Consider the following 20006-nt stretch of genomic DNA (forward strand, 5'->3'; position numbering starts at 1 on the left):
ACTCAGTGTTGGTTGGGCGCTGGTGGGGATTCCGCTCTTGTTTGGCATCTATCAAACGCTTACGAAAGTGACGGCCCTGTTCAGTTAGGCCCACAGGGCAGCTGCAAAACAAATATAGAGTCACACCCCAGTCACTGGGGTGTGACTCTATTTGTCTATCGGGCCGGTGGCAGCAATAGCGGAGGTCTCCCAGCCTGACCTCTATTATTCGTGCAATGATGACGACTGGGGAAGTGGCTAGCTCAGCTAGCTAAGTTCGATCCAGACACACCCGTGTTCGGTGCCTCGCACACTCTCTCGGCGTAGACCGGCCGATATCAACCTAGATTCACCCGCGTCGAGCCCAAATCGCTGCGGTCGATCCGCGGAGACTTTCGCGGGGAGGAGACGCCCGTGGCCACCCACACCGCCCTGGACGCGCAGCGCGCTTCCGCCACCATTCTGGGCGGCATTCACCGGGCCGATGACCTCACGGTCGCGGCCGCCCGCGACGGGGGCGTCCGGGCGGTGCGGCTACTGGCCCAAGCGGCGACGGACCCGAGTGACCAACTCACCGCCATCGCGGCGGTGCACGCGCTCGCCCAGGTCTTCGACGATTCCGCCGATGAGGTCCTCGTTGCCCTGCTGCACCACGACTCGGCGTTCCTGCGCGAGCATGCGGCGTGGGCGCTCGGCACCCGGCTGCCTCGCCACGACGCGATAGCGGGGCTGGTCACGCTCGTGCGGGAGGGCGGTTTCACCGGCATGCTCGCCCAACGCACCCTGCAGCAGTGGGGCTCCTCGGCTGCCGATCCGGTGGGCCTGTTCCTCGAAGGCTCCCTGTTGGGCATCAGCGAAGCGGATGCCCGCGCCCGTCTCGTCGAGACCATCGGCCTCATTCCCGGCCGCGTTCCCGAGCGCCTGCTGCGCCGCGTGGCCACCGACCGCGCCGAGAATCTGCACGCTCGCGTCGCCGCGATCGCGGCATTGGGCGACCGTGCCCCGAGCACGGCCGTGATCGCGCTCCTGAGCGTTCTCTCCCAAGCTGACGCCGTCGGGCCGAGCGACTCCGCCGGTGACGTTTCCAGCGACGACACCCGTGAACTCGCTGCGGTCGCCCGACTGGCCCTGTTCGACCTCACGGCGACGACCGCCCCCCGCGCGCCGTGGCAGCAGGGCCCTCAGCAGGGCACCACGATCGCCCAGTTGTTTTTGCACGCCGACATCGATGGCGAGCTCTCCCAGGTGGGCGCCGGAGACAACGGCGGCATCGCCACCCTGCTCGTGCGCCTCGGCGACGCCCTCGTGGCCGGCCCGGCTGGACAAGCCGGGATAAACCGTGTCGTCACAATCTCGCGTGGCACCCACGAGTGCGCCCTCGATGCCCTCGCCGATCTCGGATCCACCCTGCCGGGGCACTCATTCGCAGCCGTGCCTTTCGTCGGCGGTTCGGTGCCGTCGATCGACGCCTGGCCGCGTCGGGTCGCCGCGCAGCGCGGTATCCGACGCATTCTGCGCTCGGCTGGCGTGGTTGACGCAATTCACCTGCGCATGGCCGACGTCGGTAGCCTCGCCACGGCGACCGTCGCCCGCGACCTCGACATTCCGGTGGTGTTCACCGTGGCGCCCGACCCGCACGGCGTCATCGACTCGCTCGAATCGAGCGGCGCCCTCACACGGGCGAACTTCGGCACCGTGGATGCGGTCGAACACTTTTGGTTTCGAGCCCGTCTCGTGCAGCGGCTCGCCGCCGATGCCGCCCACACCGTTCTGTTTCCGCGCCCGCAACTGCAGCAGGACATCGAACGGCTGATCGGCATCGACATCGACGCGCACCCGGAACGGCACTCCGTCATTCCCGAGGGCATTGACCTCGCGGTGATCGAACGCTCCCGCACCGATGCGCTCGCATCGCTCGGCCTGACCGGCGGGAGCCTGCTGGTCCCCACAGGCGCCCACGCCCGGGCAGCGACCGAACCCGCCGCTCTGGCGTTCGACCAGCTCGACGCCCTGCTCGGAACGCTTCCGCCCGAGCGGCGCGGCCTGCCGCTTCTGATCAGCGTTGGCCGTCTGCACCGCGTCAAGGGTATGGCGGCCCTGGTCGAGGCGTGGAACAACAACACGACCCTGCGGGCTCGTTGTAATCTGCTCATTGTGGGCGGTGACCTGAAGCATCCGTCAGGTGATGAGGGCCGTGAGCTGCAGCGTATTGCCGGGGCCCTCGCCGGCGGTAACCTGGGCGACGCTGCGGCCCAGGGCCTGTTGCTGGCCGGTCATCGTGCCAACGACACCGTTGCCCGCTGGCTGGCCGCTGCCCACTACGGCCGGCCGGGCCTCGCGGCACCGTTCGGTGTGTATGTGTGCGCGAGCATGAAGGAGGAGTTCGGCATCGCGCTGCTCGAGGCGATGGCCTCCGGGCTCACCGTCGTCGCCCCGAACGGCGGCGGACCGGCCACCTATGTCGAGCACGGTGTGACCGGTTTTCTCGTCGATACGGGTGACGGTGCCGCGCTGACTCGCTCCATCGCCGACGCCCTCGCGTTGGCGGCCGGAGTGCGGGGAGGGGCCAACGCGGCGCGGGCCCGCAGCATGGTCGCGGACAAGTTCACGATTGAGGCCATGGCGACCACCCTTGCCGAGGTGTACCGCGACGTCGCCGTAGCGATCGATCCGGTCGCCTGGGAATTGAGCGTCTCGTGACCCTGCTGATCATCAGCCCGGACTACGCCTCGCACCTCTACCCGCTGGCAACTCTCGGCACCGCCTGGGCGCAGGCCGGCGAACGCGTCGTGGTGGCGAGCGGACCGGCAACGGCCGACATCGTGGCCGCCTTCGGCTTCGAACGGGAGAATCTGCAACTGGGTCGCGGCTCCAATCCGGGCACCATCCGAGTCGACCAACAGCCCGCGGGTGAGGACGACGCCCTCCGCGGCTTCTTCGACGCCACCCGCCGTGGTATGGTCCCGACCCTGCGCTTTCAAGCCCAGGCGCGCAGCAGCGACCTGCTCTACAACCCCGTGTCGATCGCCCACGAGGTGCAACGGATTGTCGCCCGGGTACGACCAGACCACGTGATCGTCGACCACCTCGCCTTCAGCGCCCGGCTCGGACTGCTCAGCGCGGGCGTCGCGCACGCCGATATTGTGCTCGGACACCCGTCGGCGCTGCCCGTGGGCGCGGAGGTCTACGGCTACCCGCCCGACTGGCCGGCCGTGTTCTCGCCGGAACCCAACGAATTAGCCCTGCTCGAACTGCAGTGCAAGGCCGTGCGCGATGCGTTCACCGACCAGTGGAACGACGCCCTGCGGGAGCTCGACCCGGCCTTGGAGCCGAGCCGGGACGCCTTCCAGGAGTGCGGCGACGTGCTGCTGCTGAACTACCCGGAGGAACTGCACGCCCCGGCACGCACGAGTGCGCTGCCGCCGCACGTGTTTCTCGGCTCGGCCGTGCGCTCCGAGGCCGTCGATCCCGGGGTCGAAGCCTGGTTGGCGCGAAGTTCACTTCCCGTGGTCTACGTCAGTTTCGGAAGCTTTCTCTCGGTGCGCGGTGACGTGCTCACGCGCGTCGCCGCGGCCCTGAGGGGCCTGCCGGTGCGGGTCGCCATCGCTGTCGGGACGACCGACCCCACGGCGCTCGGGCCCATACCGGACTCCTGGCTGGTGCGCGGATTCCTCCCCCAGGTGCGCCTGCTGCGAGATGCCGCCCTCGCCGTGACCCACGGTGGCAACAATTCGGTCACCGAGGCGATGACCGCGGGCGTGCCGCTCGTCGTGCTGCCGTTCTCGACCGACCAGTTCGCCGGCGCGGCCGCACTCGACGCGGCGGGCTTCGGCACCTCATTGCCGCCCAACACTGCCACCATTCTTGACCTGCGGGGCGCTTGCGAGCGGATGCTGCGCCTGGCCGGTGACCCGCGCGCCCGCCTCGACGCGCTCGCGCTGTCGCTGACCCTGCAGTCAGGAGCGTCGCGCGCCCATGAGGCGCTCACCCGGGTGCCGGCGCGGGGGTAGTGTGCCCAGCCAGCTTGTCCAGCCAGCTTGCCCAGTTCGTTTGCCCAGCCAGTGGGGCCGGTGGGAGTCAGTTGGGCCGGTCGATGTCGATACCCGTGCCCAGATCGCCGCATTCGATCGCCTCGACCTCGTGCGCGCGCAGGTACGGACCGGCACCGGTGTCACCGGCCGCAGTGGCGATCAGGGGCGTCCAGTGCGCGCGGCCGATCACGACGGGATGGCCCGGTTGGCCGGCAAACCGGGCCTGGCGCAGTGTGCCGTCACTGTCGTTGTTCGCACCGCTTATTCTCGTGCCGCTTATTCTCGTGCCGATGACCCGCGCGACCGTTTCCGCGTTCAGATCGGGCACGTCCACCGGAATGACCGCGACGGCCGTAACCGCGGGAAGGGCGGCAGCGCAGCGCAGTCCGGCACGCAGGGAGGCCGAGAGCCCGTCGGCCCAGTCGGCAGCCTCCACGACGAGAACGGATGCCGTCGGTTCGAGCAGGGCCGCGGCCTCGGCCCCGCGGGCGCCGAGCACCACGATCACGGGGGAGCACCCGCCGGCTGTCAGTACCTCGACGGCGTGCTGCAGCCAGGAGTGCCCGGCAGCGTCGTACACGAGCGCTTTCGGCCGGCCGTAGCGCGAACCGGCCCCGGCGGCGAGCACGAGCCCGGCGGTACGGCTGGGTGGCGGCGGCATCTGCATGCCTGCCATCGTATGGTTTTCGAGCTGTACCCGCTCGCGCGGCGGGGGATTCCGCTCGCGCGGATCGCCGACTCCTCGGCCCGAAGGCACGCCGACGGTGCGGCCGTCTGGCTGGAATGCCCGATCGACAGCGCCTCCGCCTTTGACGGCTATGCCATCAGGAGCGTGTATGAAGATCTCGAGGAACTCGAGGCTCCCTGGTGACTGCCGACCAGAATTCGGCACCCGTCGGCCGTGCTGCCCGCCGGCCGTGCTGACCACCGACTGTGCTGACCACCGACTGTGCTGACCACCGACTGTGCCGGGCACCGACTGTGCCGAGCACCACGACGTGCCGCTGCCGCTCGCCCCGTTCGCCTACTCCACCTCACGCGGCAGCTGAGCCTATTCCACCCTGACTCGACGGCCGCGCACGTAGACGCCGGTGATCGCGGGCTCCCGCAGGGCGAGCAGCAGCGCGAAGAGGGTCTGTTCGGCGGCCAGCGCGGCGTCGTCGGCATGCACGGCGTTCTCCAACACGAGTGCGAGCGGCTCCCAGCGGTCGGGGTCGATGAGCAGAAAATCCGCGTCCTTGCCGAGGTCAAAGTTTCCGAATCGGTCCTCCATATCGAGGGCGCGGGCTCCGGCGAGCGTTCCGGTGAACAGCAGAGCGGCCGGATCGAGTGCCACGCCGGCGTCGCCGGGTTCCGACAGGTGCCCCTTGTAGCAGTCGTTGAGCACCCGTGCGACGAGCCATTCGTCGCCGCCGCCGATATCCGTTCCGATCGCGACGTTCACGCCGAACGCGGTCGTGCGCCGCCACGGCATGGTACCCGAGCCGAGAAACGCCTGCGACGTCGGGCAGTGCGCGATCGACGTGCCGGTGTCGGCGAGGCGGGCCAGCTCGCTGTCCTGGCAGTGCACGGCGTGGGCGAGGATGCTGCGGGGGCCGAGCAGGCTCGAGCCACCTTGAACCGAGCCAGGCAGAAAGCATCCATCATAGGTATCAAGGTAGGTCTTGGTACCGAATACCGAACGCACCACGTCGATCTCGCCGGTTCCCGGCCGGTCATTCTCGTTGAGGTGGCTGTGAAAGTACACGCCGCGGTCGCGCACCGCGTCGTAGAGCTCGCCGAGCCCGGCCAGGGTCGTCGGCGTCACCGAGAGGCTGAACCGCGGCACGATAGCGACCTGCAGCAGCGCGGTCCGGGCGTCGCCGGTGTCGACGGCGTGCCAGCGGTCGATCTCGGCGGCCGTGAGCTCGATCGCCGCCTGCTCGCTCGTGAGCAGTGCCCGGGCTGAGTCGGTGCCGACGGTCTGAATGCCGCGTCCGCTCACCAACCGCAGGCCGGACGCTTGCGTTTCTTCGAACAGGGCGTCCTGCGCGGGCGCAAACGCCGACCCGAACACGATCGCGCTGGTCGTGCCGACGGATGCCCGTCTTCGGGTGAAATCACGCGCGATCTGCCGTGCAAACCCCGGGTCCACCAGCCTGGACTCAGCCGGAAAGACACACTCGTCGAGCCATTCGAGTAGCTGGCCGCCGCCGTAGGCATCCGTCGTGTAGGTCTGGGGAAAATGCAGGTGGGTGTCGACAAACCCCGGCACGATGAACCCGGTTCGGGTCACCGGCAGCCCCGCGAACGCCGCCGGGAGGTCGGCGAACGGGCCGACCCAGACAATCGTGCCGTCGGCGGCGGTGACGAGGGCGCCGTCGGGCACCGACACGAGGTGTTCGCGGGCCGCGGCGACAGTCGGAGCGCCGGCAACGTGAAAAATATGGCCGCGAAAGACTTCGTGAAAAACGGTCCTGTTCACATCAACGCAGATTACCGGCTCCTCGCCTCACACTCGGCATTGCGGCTCCGTCTGGCCGAGAATCTGCGCAGCTGGGTACCGAACGGCCACCAGACCTGCGCCGGGGGTTCGCACACCCGCTCAACCGTGCAGCAGACGCCAGATTCGGTCGCGCGACATCGGCAACTCCGTCGGACGGATACCGATCGCGTCGCGCACCGCATTGGCCAGCGCCGGTGCGACCGGGTTGTAGGTCGACTCACTCATCGACTTTGCGCCGTAGGGCCCGAGCACGTCGTGGCTCCGTGCAAAATAGACCTCGGTGACCGGCAGATCCACGAGCTGGGGCACGTGGTAGTTACGCAGCACCCGCGTCGTCACGGCCCCGGCGCCGTCGAGCACGACCTCCTCGAACAGGGCGGTGCCGAGCGCCTGCGCGACGCCGCCCTCGATCTGTCCGCGGCACTGTTCGGGATTCATGACGAAGCCGGCATCCGCAGCCTGAATGGACTGCAAAATGCGCACCTCACCGGTGGCGGTGTTCACGGCGACCCGAAACGCGTGCACGTTGAAGGCGAGTGAGCGGAGCGCCCCGTCTTCTTTGCGCGTAGCGGTCAGATCGACGTCATTGGCTGCGGCCCAGCGCGCCAGGGAGGCGAGCGATACGACCATTCCTGCCGTGCGCAGCCCGTCGCGCTCCAACTGCCAGGTCGCGTCGGCGTCGGCAGCCGACCCGCTGCACGACACCGCCGCTTCGACGAGGGTCTCGGCCAGCGCGGTCGCCGCGGCGAGTACCGCCTTGCCCGCCACAACGACACCGGACGAGCCGAACGCGCCGGAATCGTAACCGGCCGCGTCCGTGTCGGAGTGCACCAGATCGATGCGGTCCACGGTCGTCTGCAGCGCCGTCGCGGCGATCTGCGCGTGCACGGTCGTGGTGCCGTTGCCGAACTCGGTCGTGCCCACCCGCACCAGATACCGGCCGCCCGTCGTGAGCGCAACGGATGCCTCCGAGCGGTGCCCGCGCGGCGGCGTGGTCGCGATCATCGACGATGCCATGCCGGTGCCGACCCGCCACTCGGCCCCGGTCGGAACGACGGACCGATTGCCCCGTTTCAGCGCCGCCTCGGCGAGGTCGAGGCACTGGTCGAGGCCGTAGCTGCCGAACACGAGGTCGGGGCCCTCCTCGTGCGTGACGACGAGCGGGTCGCCGGGCTGCACCGAGTTCAGCCGGCGCAGTTCAAACGGATCCACGCCGAGTTCGCGGGCCAGCTCGTCGAGCGCGCACTCAATCGCGAAGATGATCTGGCCGAGGCCGTAACCGCGAAAAGCGCCCGACGGAGGATTATTGGTGTAAACGCTCTGGGCATCCACTCTCTTGTTGGGCACGTTGTAAAGCGCGACGGATTCACTCGTGCCATGGAACATCACGCCGGGAGCGTGGTTGCCGTAGGCGCCGGTGTCGGCGAGCACGCCGAGTTTCAGCGCGGTGAGGCGGCCGTCGCCGTGCGCGCCGAGGGTGACGTCGATCGTCATCGGGTGACGTACCGGGGCGATGGTGAGCTCGTCGGTGCGGGTGAATTCGTACTGCACCGGGCGCCCGGTTTCGAGCACGGCGAGGGTGACGAGGTCTTCGGTGAGCAGCTCCTGCTTGCCGCCGAAACCGCCGCCGACGCGTTTGGTGAAGACCCGCACGTCGGCCGGGTCGAGGTCGAACAGACGGCAGATCTCTTTCTGCACCAAGAATGGAACCTGCGAGCTCGTGCGGAGCACCAGCCGGTCTTTGTCACGCCAGCCGATCGTGGCGTGGGTTTCGATGTGGGTATGGGAGATACGCTGGGTCTGCCAGCGACCGGAAACGATGGTGGTCGCCTGCGCGAGGCCGGCCTCGACGGAGCCGAATTCGCCGTGCAGCTCGGCGACGAGGTTGCGCCCAGGGTCGGCCAGGCGCGAGACGACCGGGTCCTTATCGCCGTGCACGAGTGGAGCGCCGGGCTGCCCCGACAGCTGCGGGTCGAACACGGCGTCGAGCAGGTCGTACTCGACATGGATGAGTCGGCAGGCCGCCTCGGCGATCGCCACGGAGTCGGCCACGACCGCCGCGACGCGCTGCCCGCGAAAGCGCAGGGTCTCGTCGAAGACCAGGGTGTCGTCGGGGTCGTCGAACCGGCTCTCGTGCCGCGCCGTCGAAAACAGGGTCGTGGGGGAATCGGCGTGGGTGAGCACGCGGTGCACGCCGGGCAACGCGGCCGCTCGTGCCGCATTGAGAGAGCGGATGCGTGCGTGCGCGTGCGGACTCCCCAGCACGGCGAGGTGCAGCAACCCGGGGATGGTCACGTCGAGGGTGTAGGGTTCCATCCCGCTCACGACCCGTTCGCCCGCGATGGCGCCGGGGGAGGTGCCGACCGGCCCGGCGGGGGGCCCGGTCACAGGCCGACCGGTCGCCCGCACCGGTCCGAGACGCGATGCTGTTGAGCGTTCGAGCTCCGGCGCGCTGTGGCAGGAGCCTTCCGGCGGAGTGTGCTGGCCGTGAATCGCGTCGCTGATCGAGCGGTAGCCGGTACAGCGGCACAGGTTTCCCGTGAGCAGTCGCGGTAAATCATCGAGATTGGTGGCGGCATCCGACGCACTGTCAGCTGAGGTAATCGCTGCGGCGGTGACGACCATTCCGGGTGTGCAGAAACCGCACTGAAAGCCTGCGGCGTCGACGAAGCGCTGCTGCACCGGGGCGAGGTTGCCCGGCTGACCGAGGCCGGCCGCCGTTGTGATCTGCTTTCCGGCGGCGCGAAACGCCGGATAGATGCAGGAGTGCACGGGCGTGCCATCGACCTGCACCGTGCAGGCGCCGCAATCGCCGGTATCGCAGCCCTTTTTGACGTCGAAGTGCTCGTGCTCACGCAGCAGGGTGCGCAGGCACTGGCCGGGTGCCGGCGTCGCCTCGACCGGGCATCCGTTGATGTCGAAGTTCATGGTTTCCGTGGTCACCCGCATCTGCTCGATCGTCACGAGTGCCTTCCGGCCTCGGTCGCGGTGCCGGCGAGTTCGGCGCGAATCTCTTCGCCCAGGAGCAGGCCCATTGCGCGTCGCCAGTCGGCCGCGCCATGGGCATCCGTGAACCAGCAGTCGATCGCGCTGATATCGCGGGCGAGAACCTCGGCGGCGGGTAGTGCCGGGTAGCGCAACTGCACCGGGTGCAGCGTCGCCGCCGTCACCGTGAGCACGAAGGTGCCATCGATCAAAAGCAGCCCGGCGAGTACCGCGCCCGAGCGCCCGAGCGGCGACAGGGCAATCTTGCGATACGCCGTGCGCGCCTGCAGCGAGGCCAGCGGCACGTGGATGGAGCGCAGCACATCATTCGGCGCGAGCACGTTGGTCATGTCTCCCGTGACGAACTCGCGGGCCGGTACGACCTCGTCGCTGCCGTCGCCGCGCCAGACCAGCAGCTCGGCGTCGAGTGCGACGGCGAGGGTGATCATGGGACCGGCCGGCAGCGAGGTGGCGAGGTTGCCACCGACGGTCGCGACGTTCCACACCTTGAACGAGCCAAACAGGGCCGTGCAGCAGTGATAGAACAGCGGATGCGCCGCCCAGCCCGCCCGCATCGGCAGCCGGGATAGTTCAGCGATGGTGCAGGTCGCGGCAATTGAGAGGCCGTCCCCGGTTACGGTCAGGGCGGGCCAGCCAAAGCTGTGCAGATCGACAAGACCGGTGAGGTGGGCCCGCGGGTACGCGAACAGCTCGGATCCTCCGGCCAGCGGTACCACGGTCGGCCCGAGCGCGGCGAGGTCGCTCCGCTGTCGAGCGGCGGTGACGTGTGTCACAGTGCTGAGGTCCATGGGTCTCCATCGCGGGCCAAGTCGAGCCGTGCGTGCGACCTTGAGCACACGGTGGTTGTGGTTCCACAGAGTAGGGTACCGCACACGCTGCCCACCAAACTGACAGCACGATGATGAGAAGTTTTCGCACCGGTGACGGCGAGAGTTCGCGTAGAAACGGAGTGTCGTCATCTCTGGCCTGAGGCCAACGGGGAGATCTGCAGCCACTCGGGCACCGGCATATTCACAGCCGACGCTGTCAGGATCTGGGTACCTGTCGACGGTGGGAGACCGAGATGACCACTGCCCCAATCGTCGCGCACGCGATGCCAGCCGCCAATTCGGCACACGATTCGAGCGGTCTCGTTCGCGACCATTTCGACGTGGTCGTGATCGGTGCCGGCCCGGCTGGAGCCGCTGCAGCCCTGCGCGCCGCCGAACTCGGCGCATCCGTCGCCGTCTGCGAGGCTGATCGCCTTGGCGGCACGTGCGTGAACACCGGATGCGTGCCCACCCGCGTGCTGGCCAAAACAGCGAGACTCATGCGAGAGATTCGAACGGCCGACACGTATGGCATCTCGGTGACGGAGCGCCCCATCGACTGGCCTGCCACTGTTGCCCGGGTTCGGGAGACCGTGGACCGGGTGCGTTCCATGAAAAACGAGGCCACCCGATTTGCCGATGCCGGCGTTCACCTCATCCTTGAGGGGCGCGCCCGCTTTGTGGATGCCTTCACACTCATGCTCGAGACGGGGCGCACGATTTCGGCCGGCGCAATCCTGGTCTGCGTGGGCGGTCATTCCCGCCGCCTGCCGGTGCCGGGAGCTGAGCTGGCGGTGGTGCCCGAACACGTGCTCGACCTGCCTCGGGTTCCCGGGCGGCTGGCTGTTATCGGCGGCGGGAACACCGGCGCGCAACTGGTCACCGTGTTCAATTCTTTCGGTTCAGCCGTGACCCTGCTCGACGTGGCCGACCGGGTGCTCGCCACATCCGATGAGTCCGTCTCGCACGCCGTCGCCGAGGCCTTCGTCGAACAGGGCGTCGCCCTCCGCCTCGGTATTCAGGGTGTCGCCGGACTAGACCGTGCCACCGACGGCTCGATCACCCTGACCTGGCGCGAGGACGGGCAGGACGTGTCAGGCAGCTTCGACGCCGTGATCATGGCAACCGGCTGGCCAGCGGACGTCGACGACCTCGGTCTCGACTCAGCCGGCGTGGTCACGAGTCGTTCCTCTATTCCTGTCGATGCGTATTTTCGCAGTTCGGTGCCGCACATCTTCGCCGTCGGTGATGCCAACGGCCGGGACATGCTGGTGCAAGCGGCACAGTTCGAGGGAGAGGCCGCAGCCGAGAACGCCGTTCTGGATGCCAACCGGCGAACCCCGCACCACTTGCTTCCGGCGGGTGGCTTCACGGATCCCGACTACGCCGGCGTTGGCCTGACCGAGGTTGAGGCCCGGCGTCGCGACGAGCTCTGCGTGGTGGAGGTGGTGCCGTTCTCGCGGCTGGATCGTGCGGTGATCGACGATCGCCAACGAGGATTTTTCAAACTCATCACCGATCGCCGGCGTGAGCTCATTCTCGGAGCCCACGCGGTCGGTGAGAACGCCGTGGAGGTCATTCAGTCGGTCACTACGGCGATGGCCGCCGGCATCGACGTGGCCACGCTGGCCAACGTGCGCTTCGCCTACCCCACCTACAGCGCCGTGATCGGTGTTGCTGCCCGAGGTCTGCTGGCCGAGTACGCCGATGGGTCAGCTCGTCGCCGCGGTCACACGTCGATCGTGTAGACGAGTTCCTCCTGCAGCATGCCGAGCCAGTCGTAGAGTTCGCCCAGAAAACGCGCGTCGTCACCGACGAGGTGCACGACTCCGTCGGGAGAGATCTGCAACCGGTCGGCGAGCGTCAGCCGCAGGTCGGTGAGGCTGCGCAGCCAGGCTTGCACGGCGTCGGCGTCGAGACTGATGGTGACCGGCTGGCGATCCTCGGTGTCGAGGCCGGCCGTATCCCCCTCGCTGGCTGCGTCTGCTGCGCTGGCAGGGTCCGTTCCCAGAGAGCCCAGCACGATCTGGGCGTTCTGCGCCTTGCGTTTGAGCAGGTCGGTCGCCGTGAAGCGACGAAAATCCGCCGCCGCGGCGGCGTCGTCAGGGTAGGCGACGGGCAGCAGGCGGCCGAAGACGCCGTCGCTCGCGGCGAGCTGCGGGTCGGCGGCGCCGGCGTCGAGCATGTCCACGAGCTGGCTGGTGGCCAGGCGCAGTAGGTCAACCTCGATCGGTTCGAACCGGCCGAGCAGGGCACCGGACTCGTGCAGCGTGAACCGTCGCAGGCCGCTCACTCGTCGGCCTTGGCGAGGGTTGCCCAGAGACCGTAGCCGTGCATGGCTTCGACGTGGCGTTCCATCGATTCGCGATTACCGGTGGCCACGACGGCCCGGCCGTTGTTGTGCACCTGCAGCATCAGCCGTTCGGCTTGCTTCGGGGTGACCCCGAAGTAGCTGCGAAAAACGTAGGCGACGTAGGACATGAGATTGACCGGGTCGTCCCAGACCAGCGTCACCCACGGTCGGTCGAGTGACACCTCCTCGCGGAGCTCGGTGTGTTCGGCAGTCTTGGTCACCCCTCAAGCCTCACACGCTGCCGCCGGGTTTTCCACCGCCCTCTCAGACTTCCCCGCGCAGACTTCCCCGTTCGGTGCTCGCGTTCGGGGGGAGGGAATATCCTTGAGTATGACGTCTTTTGCATCATCGTCCGCCGTTACCCCATCTCGAACCATCGCACGCGGTTCCCAGCGCACTGAGTCGGCCCCGCTGACCAACATCGACGTTGAACGCATTCGCAACGACTTTCCTGTGCTGCACCAGCTGGTGAACGGGCATCCGCTCACCTATCTCGACTCGGGCGCGACCTCGCAGAACCCGATCAGCGTGATGGAAGCCGAGCAGGAATACTACGAGCAGCGCAACGCTGCCGTGCACCGCGGCGCACACACGCTCGCCGTCGAAGCGACCGAGGTGTTCGAAGCCGCCCGCGAGAAAGTCGCAGCGTTCGTCGGCGCCCAGACCGACGAGATCGTCTGGACCTCCAACGCCACCGAGGCCATCAACCTTCTCGCCTACAGCTTCTCCAACGCCTCGCTCGGCCTCGGCGGCCCGGCCGCACGCCGGTTCAGCCTCGGCACCGGCGACGAGATCGTGGTCACCGAGATGGAACACCACGCCAACCTCATTCCGTGGCAGCAGCTCGCGCTGCGCACCGGCGCCACCCTGCGCTTCATTCCCGTACTCGATGACGGCACCCTCGACCTCGACGCGGCAGCGGATGTTGTCGGCCAGCACACGAGACTGCTCGCCTTCACGCACGGTTCGAACGTCACCGGAACCATTGCTCCGGTCGCCGAACTCGTGGCCCTCGCTCGCAGAGTCGATGCCCTCACAGTGCTGGACGCGTGCCAGACCGTGCCGCACCTGCCGGTCGACGTCGCGGCGCTCGATGTGGACTTTGCCGTCTTCTCCGGCCACAAGATGCTCGGCCCGACGGGTATCGGCGCGCTCTACGGCCGGGCCGAACTGCTCGCCGACATGCCGCCATTTCTCACCGGTGGGTCGATGATTACGACCGTTGACATGGAGAAAGCTGAGTTCTTGGCGCCGCCGCAGCGCTTCGAAGCCGGCACCCAACGCATCTCGCAGGCCATCGCGCTGGCCGCAGCCGTCGACTACCTGCGCGAAACCGGCATGGATCGGGTAGCAGCCTGGGAGGCCCAGCTCGGCCAGCGTCTGGTCGCGGGGCTCGCCGAAATTCCCGGCGTGCGGCTCCTCGGCCCCGGCCTCGGGGTGGAACGGCTCGGCCTCGCCGCCGTTGATGTCGCTGGTGTGCACGCGCACGACGTTGGCCAGTTTCTCGACGACGCCGGCATCGCCGTGCGGGTGGGACATCACTGTGCCCAGCCGCTGCACCGCCGGCTCGGCGTGACCGCCTCCACTCGGGCGAGCACCTACCTCTACAACACCACCGACGAGGTCGACCTGTTTCTGGCCACCCTGGCCGAGATCGCCCCCTTCTTCGGAGTGCGTCGATGAGCGACCTGCAGAGCCTGTACCAGACGATCATTCTGGAGCACTCGAAAGCCCGGCACGGAGCAGTCGCCCTCACCCCGCTGGCCGAGGCCGCAACGCTTGGCGCCGCGAGCGGTCTGCGGGTGGCTGAATCGCATCAGATCAACACCACCTGCGGCGACGAGGTCACCCTGCGCGTCTCGCTCAGCGCCCGTGAAAGAGCGGATGCCGCCGTGACCGACCTGGTCTGGACCGGCGTGGGCTGCTCGATCTCGCAGGCATCCGCTTCGATTCTCACCGACACCCTGCGCGGCCTCAGCACGACCGAGGCACGCGCCCTGCTCGACAACTTTCGCGAGATGCTGCGTTCCCGCGGAAGAATTGAACCCGACGAAGAGATTCTTGGCGACGCCGCCGCCTTCGGGGGGGTCTCGCGCTACCCCGCTCGGGTCAAGTGCGCCATGCTGTCCTGGGTCGCCTTCGAGGTAGCCCTGATCGAGGCCGAATCGCACTAGTTGCCCGCAGCCTCTGAACCCCAGCGGCGGAGGGAACTATCTGCCGCCGGTGCCGAGTTCGGCGTGCAGCGGCCAGTCCTGGTCGTCCAGAATGAACTGAGCGCAGGCGCCCGTGCCGGCGTTGACCACGATGGGAGCCATGAGGTTGACCGTCGTCGTGGTTTCGCCGGGGTTGACGACCACGAGAACGAGGGCGTCGACGGGCGTGGTGATCTCGATCGCGGCGGATTGGTCATTCGAGAGGACCGGCTTATAGTCGGGCAGGTGAACCCCGGCGTCGAGTACGAACAGGCGGGTTTTCGACGTCTCGTCGGCCTGAAGCGAGTACAGCCCGTCGGCTCCGTCGATCGTGTTGAGCGTGAAAACCGTCAGCGGCGCCAACCCGGGTGGGGGAGTGACAAAGGTCAGAGTCGGGCTGGACAACGGGCTCATCTAAGGAAATCCATCAGTGTGGGCTGTAACACCTTGGCGGTTACGGCGAGGGCGGACTGGTACGAGATCTCCTGCAGCTTGAGCTGCAGAACGACCTCGGTGAGGTTGAGATCTTCGAGTCCGGCGCGCTGGTTCTCGAGCGCCCCGGTCTTGGAGAGCAGATTGTCTTGGGCACGTTCGACCTGCACCTGGCGCGAACCGATCGTCGCCCACTGGTTCGTCATGGCGTTCATCCTCGTATCAATCGCGCTGAGGTGAGAAGAAACCGCGGGCGCCGTTCCGCTGGTGTCGCGCAGGCTCGCGATGAGGCCGTCGAGCTCCGCGAAGACGGTCTGCGGTTTCGCAGTGCTACCACCGAACACGGCGGCCCCGTCGGCATCAACCCGAACCGTCGCATCCGCGCTGATCCGCCGCTCAACCGAGCCCGCGCTGGCGTTGTAAACATAGGCGCCTGAACCATCCATCGTGTACGCAGCCGCCGCATCAGAGTTACCCGCGAACACACTGCGGCCGAGATACTTCGTGTTGGCCTGGCCGAGCAGTTCGGCCTTGAGCCCCTCGAGCTCGACGGCGATGGCTTCTTTGGCGGTCGGGCTGACCGTGCCGTTGGAGCCCTGCACGGTGAGGTAGCGCACCCGGTTCATGATGTCACTCGTGGCCGACATCGCCGAATCCAGTGTGGTCAGCCAATTGTTACCGTCGTCGGCATTGCGGGCGTACTGCGCGGTGGCGGCCTGCTCGGCCCGCACCGACATGGCGGCGGTAGTGGCGGTCGGGTCGTCCGACGGACGGTTGAGCCCCTTGAGCGTGCTCGCCTGCTCCTGCAGCTTCGACAGCTGCGCCATATTCTCTTGAAGGTTGCGCTGGGCCGTGCGCATCTGGGTCTGGCCGGTCACTCGGGAGATCATGACTTACCTTCCTACCAGGCCGGTGCGGTTGATGAGGGTGTCGAGCATCTCATCGACGGCCGTCATCACGCGAGCCGCGCCCTGATACGCGGTTTGAAACATGAGCAGGTTGACGTTCTCTTCATCCAGGTCGACGGATGCGTTCGCCAGCTGCTGGCTCACCGCAAACGTGGCCGTCGAGCTGGCCAGGTTCGCCTGCTGCAGGTGTGACTGCGTAGCCACGGCAATGGTCGAAACGAAGTCCGACCAAACGGTGTTGGGGGTTGCGATCGCGCCGGCCGTATTCGTTGCCTTGCCGGCACCGAGCTGGGCGAGGCGATCGGCGATCGAGCCGTCGAACGCGCCCAATCCACTGTTGCCGGCAACAACGTCGGAGCCTGCTGTCGGCACCACTCCGAGTGTCTGCGCGGCGTTTCCAAGAACAAACGAGAAGAACGGCCCGGATTGGCCACCGACCACATTCGTGCCCGTCGCATAGATCGCGTTGACCTTGTCGGCGAGATCTATCGCAAAGGAGTCGTATGCCTTGGCCGCTTTGTTGAGTTCGCCGTCGCTACCCAGCAGCGACAACGCCCCCGCCATCTCGCCGCCCTCAATCGAGACAGCGGACTTCGTGGTATCCGTCCACTTCAGGGTCACCGTCGCGCCGACTGCTGCACCGCCCGCCGCACCGACCGAAACCGCCATTGCGTTCGCGGTCCCACCCGTTACCAGCGCATTGCCGCTGACCAACACGTCAACCGTGCCGTCACTCTTCGCCACAACGGATGCCCCGGTCAACGCCGAAATCGTCGTCGTCAAAACACTGCGCTGGTCGAGAAGTTCGTTGGCGTTACCGCCACCGGCCACGGTCTGGCGAATCTGCACGTTGAGATCGGCGACCTGCTGGGCGGCGCCATTGAGCTCGGTGACCATGTGTCCGAGGTCGCTGCGCACCGACGCCCATTCATCGGTAACGGCCTGATAGCCCTGGGCGATCTGCGTCACGAGCTCGCCGGCGGTGGAGAGCACGAGGGCGGCGGGAGTTGTCGTGTCTGAACTGTTGGCGAGGCCCTGCCAGCTGGCCCAAAAGGCATCCAGTTTGGCTGAAATGCCGTCTTCGCCCGGCTCGTGTAGCGACGTCTCTATAGAGCTGAGTGAATTGGCGCGAACGGCGGTGTAGCCGGCGGCGGCGGCAGCCCCGCGAACCTGAGCGTCGAGCTGGGCGCTGCCGAGGCGTGCGATGCCGTCCACCGAGACGCCCTGGCCGATGCGCTGACCGTTCGAGAGAATGCCGGTCGAGGCGACACCGCCGATGGCTGACGTCGTGACGCGCTGCCGGGTGTAGCCGACCGTGTTGGCGTTGGCGATGTTCTGCCCGACCACGTCGAGGCCTTGGCGGGCCGCGACCAGACCGGTATACGCGGTGTTCAATCCGCTGAAGGTGCTCACGGCTACAGGTTCCGGTCGAAGATCCGGGCGTCGGCGATCGTGGCGCCGGTGAATCCGCTGGCATCGTAGGTCTTCGGGTGGGAGGTGGCCATGGCCATGGTTTCCTGCAGGGAGCGAGCCGCAGCGCGAATGAATCGCTCGTTGGTGTCGCGCAGCTCTTTGATCTGCGCGGTCAGGTCGCCCATCGCCGTGAGGTGAGCAGAGAAGATCTCGCTCCACGGGCCCTCCGGGGCGTTGGCAACGAGCTCGCGCAGCGTGGCATCCTCCGCGGTGCCCCACTGGGTGGCCAGGGCCGCAACCTCGACCGAGCGGCCGAGTCCGGCTTCACGCACGAGGTTGAGCACCTGTTCGACCTCGCGGGTGGCGTGCTGCAACCAGCGTGATTTGCCGCCCTGCAGTAACAGCTGTTCTTCTTCGAGCTTGAAGACGAGTAGCTCAAGAAGCTCACGTTCGCGCCAGAGCAGAGCAGAAAGTTCATTGGCGCCCATGAGTCCTCCAATCACTTTTTCGTATCGTGGAGCACAGGCCGTCGCGTGTGCAGTGTCTCGTTATCAGTCACTATCGGTCCGAATGCGAGCAAGGTAAGTGGCCCCGACTGAATATCTGTTCAATTTATTGGAGGCCTGGCCCATAAGAGAAGCCCGAGAAGGCCCCAAAACGGGTGCCTCGCAGCACGATAAGCCCCATAAAGGGGGGTTCCCATTCTCTAATATAGACACAAACGCTCTACCCACTTACCCCTGAGTGCGGTACTTTTTAAAAAAAACAGGCATTGAGGGCTCCTACGGGGGCGTAAGGGTCCTCCTGTTTCACGAACAATCGTGATTTATTTCTCTTGGGGGACGGCTTGTGAATCGCAGTGACCGCAATGCCCTCGTGGTTGAAAATCTCCCACTCGTCGGCTACCTCGTCTCCGAGGTCTGGGCCAAGGCCCGCCACCTCTCGCGTGATGATCTGGCCTCAGCCGGCGCCGTGGCTCTGATTACTTCAGCGGATGCCTTCAAACCCGACCTCGGCGTTCCCTTCGGCGCCTTCGCCCGTCGTCGAATAATCGGTGCCTTCGCCGATGAAATGCGCTCCAACGACTGGGCAACGCGCACCGCACGCCGTCGTATCAAAGAGACCATGGCCGTGCAGGAGACGTTGTCGGCGGCACTGGGGCGCACCCCCAACGTCGACGAGATCGCGGCGGCGCTCGGTGTTGACCGCGAGAGCGCATCCGCTGGCATGTCAGACGCCCAACGCACGCTGTCGACGCTCGATGACACCACGGCTGAGTTTCTCATCGCTGACACCGCAATGCCCGAAGAGTCGCTACTCTCGGCCGAGCGTCTCACCTACCTGCACGCCGCAATTGCGGCGCTGCCCGAGAAGATGCGCGAGATCGTCGAACAGATCTACTTCGACGATCGCCCGGTCAAAGAGATCGCGGCCGACCTCGGCATTACGCACTCGGCCGTGTCGCAGACCCGGGCAGAAGCCATCCGCTTGTTGCGTGACGGGCTCAGCACTCACTACTCCGATGACGCCGAGGCCGCACACGAGCCGGAGTCGCGCATTGCGCCGGCCCGCCGCAGCGCCTACCTCGCCCGCCTGGCCGACCTCGCAACCGTGGGCATGTCTCACGCTGCGCGGGTTCCGCTCCTCGCAGAAGAACTCGTCGCCTCCTGACGCCTCTGAGGGAGTCTCTCAATCGTTCCCGGTCTTCTCACTGCAACGGCGCCACAATCAGTCACATCTTCGGCCCAGGGAAGGACCAGGGCACCCGCACCACCTCATGGAAGAAACCATAATGGGCATGCAAATCAATACCTCCAGCACCGGAGCCTCCGACGCGCTGCGCAAGCTGGCCGCAGTTCAAGGCGGCCCGGCTCAGCCGACGGTTGCACGCTCCAGCGGCACTCGCAGCAGTACACCGGAGCCGACCGCCCTGCTCGACACGGTCGAGTCCAACGGTAGGGCTGCAGCCGTCGCCACCGAGAACCGCGTTGCGGCCGCCTCGACGCTGCGCGACAGCGACCTGGCCGCCAAGATGGTCGAGCAGACCAGCACCAAGATTCTGGCCGAGCCCGGCATCGCCGTGTCGGCTCAGGCGAACCAGGCCAACTCCAACGTGGCCCAGCTGCTCGAGCCCGCGCGCGCCGAGTAGTTTCTTTTCAGCTCTCCCAGCCAAGCGGATTTTCATTCGCTCGGCCGAGCCAGCTGGTCACCACGGCATCAAGGTCTAGGTGCGCCAGTGGGGTTTTGGGCTGGGCGTATTCGCGCGGTGGCTGTGGGCGGGGCGCCAGGTTTGGGTGGGGTCCCAGAGGAGGGGGCCGAGGAGTTGGGGTCGGCCGTTGGTTATGCGGATTTTCCAGCCGTTGCTGTTGATGGTGTGGTGGTGGTACCAGCAGAGCAG

At 67.0% G+C, this 20006-nt stretch carries 18 protein-coding genes; 8 read left to right on the top strand and 10 right to left on the bottom strand.

Annotated features, from left to right (window positions below; all coding sequences use genetic code 11):
• The first annotated feature begins 393 nt into the window (after positions 1–393).
• Both LH475_RS01565 and LH475_RS01570 read left to right on the top strand, forming a co-directional pair.
• Entirely contained in the window at positions 394–2679 is a 2286-nt protein-coding gene (locus LH475_RS01565; protein ID WP_297412699.1) for a glycosyltransferase, read from the top strand.
• Positions 2676–3989: a glycosyltransferase gene (locus LH475_RS01570; RefSeq protein WP_196844030.1), complete on the top strand. Its 1314-nt coding sequence runs from the start codon at positions 2676–2678 to the stop codon at positions 3987–3989. The genes LH475_RS01565 and LH475_RS01570 overlap by 4 nt, the downstream gene beginning before the upstream one ends.
• A gap of 67 nt (positions 3990–4056) precedes the next feature.
• On the opposite strand, the gene LH475_RS01575 is transcribed toward LH475_RS01570, so the two are convergent.
• On the bottom strand, positions 4057–4686 hold the full coding sequence (locus tag LH475_RS01575) for a nucleotidyltransferase family protein (RefSeq protein WP_297412700.1): 630 nt from the start codon (positions 4684–4686) through the stop codon (positions 4057–4059).
• A gap of 3 nt (positions 4687–4689) precedes the next feature.
• On the opposite strand from LH475_RS01575, the gene LH475_RS01580 reads away from it, so the two are divergent.
• Positions 4690–4881 carry a hypothetical protein gene (locus tag LH475_RS01580; RefSeq protein WP_196844029.1) on the top strand — a complete coding sequence of 64 codons (192 nt, stop codon included), beginning with the start codon at positions 4690–4692 and terminating at the stop codon, positions 4879–4881.
• 180 nt (positions 4882–5061) lie between these two features.
• Here LH475_RS01580 and LH475_RS01585 read toward each other — a convergent pair whose 3' ends face one another.
• The 3 genes from LH475_RS01585 to LH475_RS01595 form a co-directional block, all read right to left on the bottom strand.
• Positions 5062–6474, bottom strand: a complete 1413-nt coding sequence (locus tag LH475_RS01585; protein ID WP_297412701.1) for an amidohydrolase family protein — start codon at positions 6472–6474, stop codon at positions 5062–5064.
• 120 nt (positions 6475–6594) lie between these two features.
• Positions 6595–9423, bottom strand: a complete 2829-nt coding sequence (locus tag LH475_RS01590) for a molybdopterin cofactor-binding domain-containing protein (RefSeq protein ID WP_196844123.1) — start codon at positions 9421–9423, stop codon at positions 6595–6597.
• 32 nt (positions 9424–9455) lie between these two features.
• On the bottom strand, positions 9456–10289 hold the full coding sequence (locus LH475_RS01595; protein ID WP_196844028.1) for an FAD binding domain-containing protein: 834 nt from the start codon (positions 10287–10289) through the stop codon (positions 9456–9458).
• 275 nt (positions 10290–10564) lie between these two features.
• Here LH475_RS01595 and LH475_RS01600 point away from each other — a divergent pair, with 275 nt between their 5' ends.
• Positions 10565–12058, top strand: a complete 1494-nt coding sequence (locus LH475_RS01600; protein ID WP_297412702.1) for an NAD(P)/FAD-dependent oxidoreductase — start codon at positions 10565–10567, stop codon at positions 12056–12058.
• Here LH475_RS01600 and LH475_RS01605 read toward each other — a convergent pair.
• The gene (locus tag LH475_RS01605) at positions 12040–12603 is read right to left on the bottom strand and encodes a DUF2017 family protein (RefSeq protein ID WP_297412703.1); all 564 of its coding nucleotides are present in this window, start codon (positions 12601–12603) and stop codon (positions 12040–12042) included. The genes LH475_RS01600 and LH475_RS01605 overlap by 19 nt on opposite strands.
• A complete protein-coding gene (clpS, locus tag LH475_RS01610; RefSeq protein WP_297412704.1) occupies positions 12600–12884 on the bottom strand; it encodes an ATP-dependent Clp protease adapter ClpS in 285 nt (94 codons plus the stop codon). The genes LH475_RS01605 and clpS overlap by 4 nt, the downstream gene beginning before the upstream one ends.
• Positions 12885–12993: 109 nt before the next feature.
• Between clpS and LH475_RS01615 the strand changes: the two genes are divergently transcribed.
• A complete protein-coding gene (locus LH475_RS01615) occupies positions 12994–14346 on the top strand; it encodes a cysteine desulfurase (protein ID WP_196844027.1) in 1353 nt (450 codons plus the stop codon).
• Positions 14343–14837 (top strand): Fe-S cluster assembly sulfur transfer protein SufU, encoded by a 495-nt coding sequence (gene sufU, locus LH475_RS01620; protein ID WP_196844026.1) that lies wholly within the window; start codon positions 14343–14345, stop codon positions 14835–14837. The genes LH475_RS01615 and sufU overlap by 4 nt, the downstream gene beginning before the upstream one ends.
• Positions 14838–14873: 36 nt before the next feature.
• On the opposite strand, the gene LH475_RS01625 is transcribed toward sufU, so the two are convergent.
• Genes LH475_RS01625 through LH475_RS01640 form a run of 4 tightly spaced genes read right to left on the bottom strand, consistent with a single transcriptional unit; the run spans position 14874 to position 18096 of the window.
• On the bottom strand, positions 14874–15269 hold the full coding sequence (locus LH475_RS01625; RefSeq protein ID WP_196844025.1) for a flagellar assembly protein FliW: 396 nt from the start codon (positions 15267–15269) through the stop codon (positions 14874–14876).
• Positions 15266–16177, bottom strand: coding sequence for a flagellar hook-associated protein FlgL (flgL, locus tag LH475_RS01630; RefSeq protein ID WP_297412706.1), 912 nt, complete (start codon positions 16175–16177; stop codon positions 15266–15268). The genes LH475_RS01625 and flgL overlap by 4 nt, the downstream gene beginning before the upstream one ends.
• Positions 16178–16180: 3 nt before the next feature.
• Positions 16181–17608 carry a flagellar hook-associated protein FlgK gene (gene flgK / locus LH475_RS01635; RefSeq protein WP_297412707.1) on the bottom strand — a complete coding sequence of 476 codons (1428 nt, stop codon included), beginning with the start codon at positions 17606–17608 and terminating at the stop codon, positions 16181–16183.
• A gap of 2 nt (positions 17609–17610) precedes the next feature.
• Positions 17611–18096, bottom strand: coding sequence for a flagellar protein FlgN (locus tag LH475_RS01640; RefSeq protein WP_196844022.1), 486 nt, complete (start codon positions 18094–18096; stop codon positions 17611–17613).
• Positions 18097–18457: 361 nt separating this feature from the next.
• Here LH475_RS01640 and LH475_RS01645 point away from each other — a divergent pair, with 361 nt between their 5' ends.
• Together LH475_RS01645 and LH475_RS01650 are read left to right on the top strand one after the other, a co-directional pair.
• The gene (locus LH475_RS01645) at positions 18458–19279 is read left to right on the top strand and encodes a sigma-70 family RNA polymerase sigma factor (protein WP_196844021.1); all 822 of its coding nucleotides are present in this window, start codon (positions 18458–18460) and stop codon (positions 19277–19279) included.
• Positions 19280–19406: 127 nt separating this feature from the next.
• Positions 19407–19757, top strand: coding sequence for a flagellin (locus tag LH475_RS01650; RefSeq protein WP_297412708.1), 351 nt, complete (start codon positions 19407–19409; stop codon positions 19755–19757).
• The last annotated feature ends 249 nt before the right edge of the window (positions 19758–20006 follow it).

Origin of the sequence: Cryobacterium sp., from assembly GCF_026786305.1 — a bacterium.
Lineage (GTDB): Bacteria > Actinomycetota > Actinomycetes > Actinomycetales > Microbacteriaceae > Cryobacterium.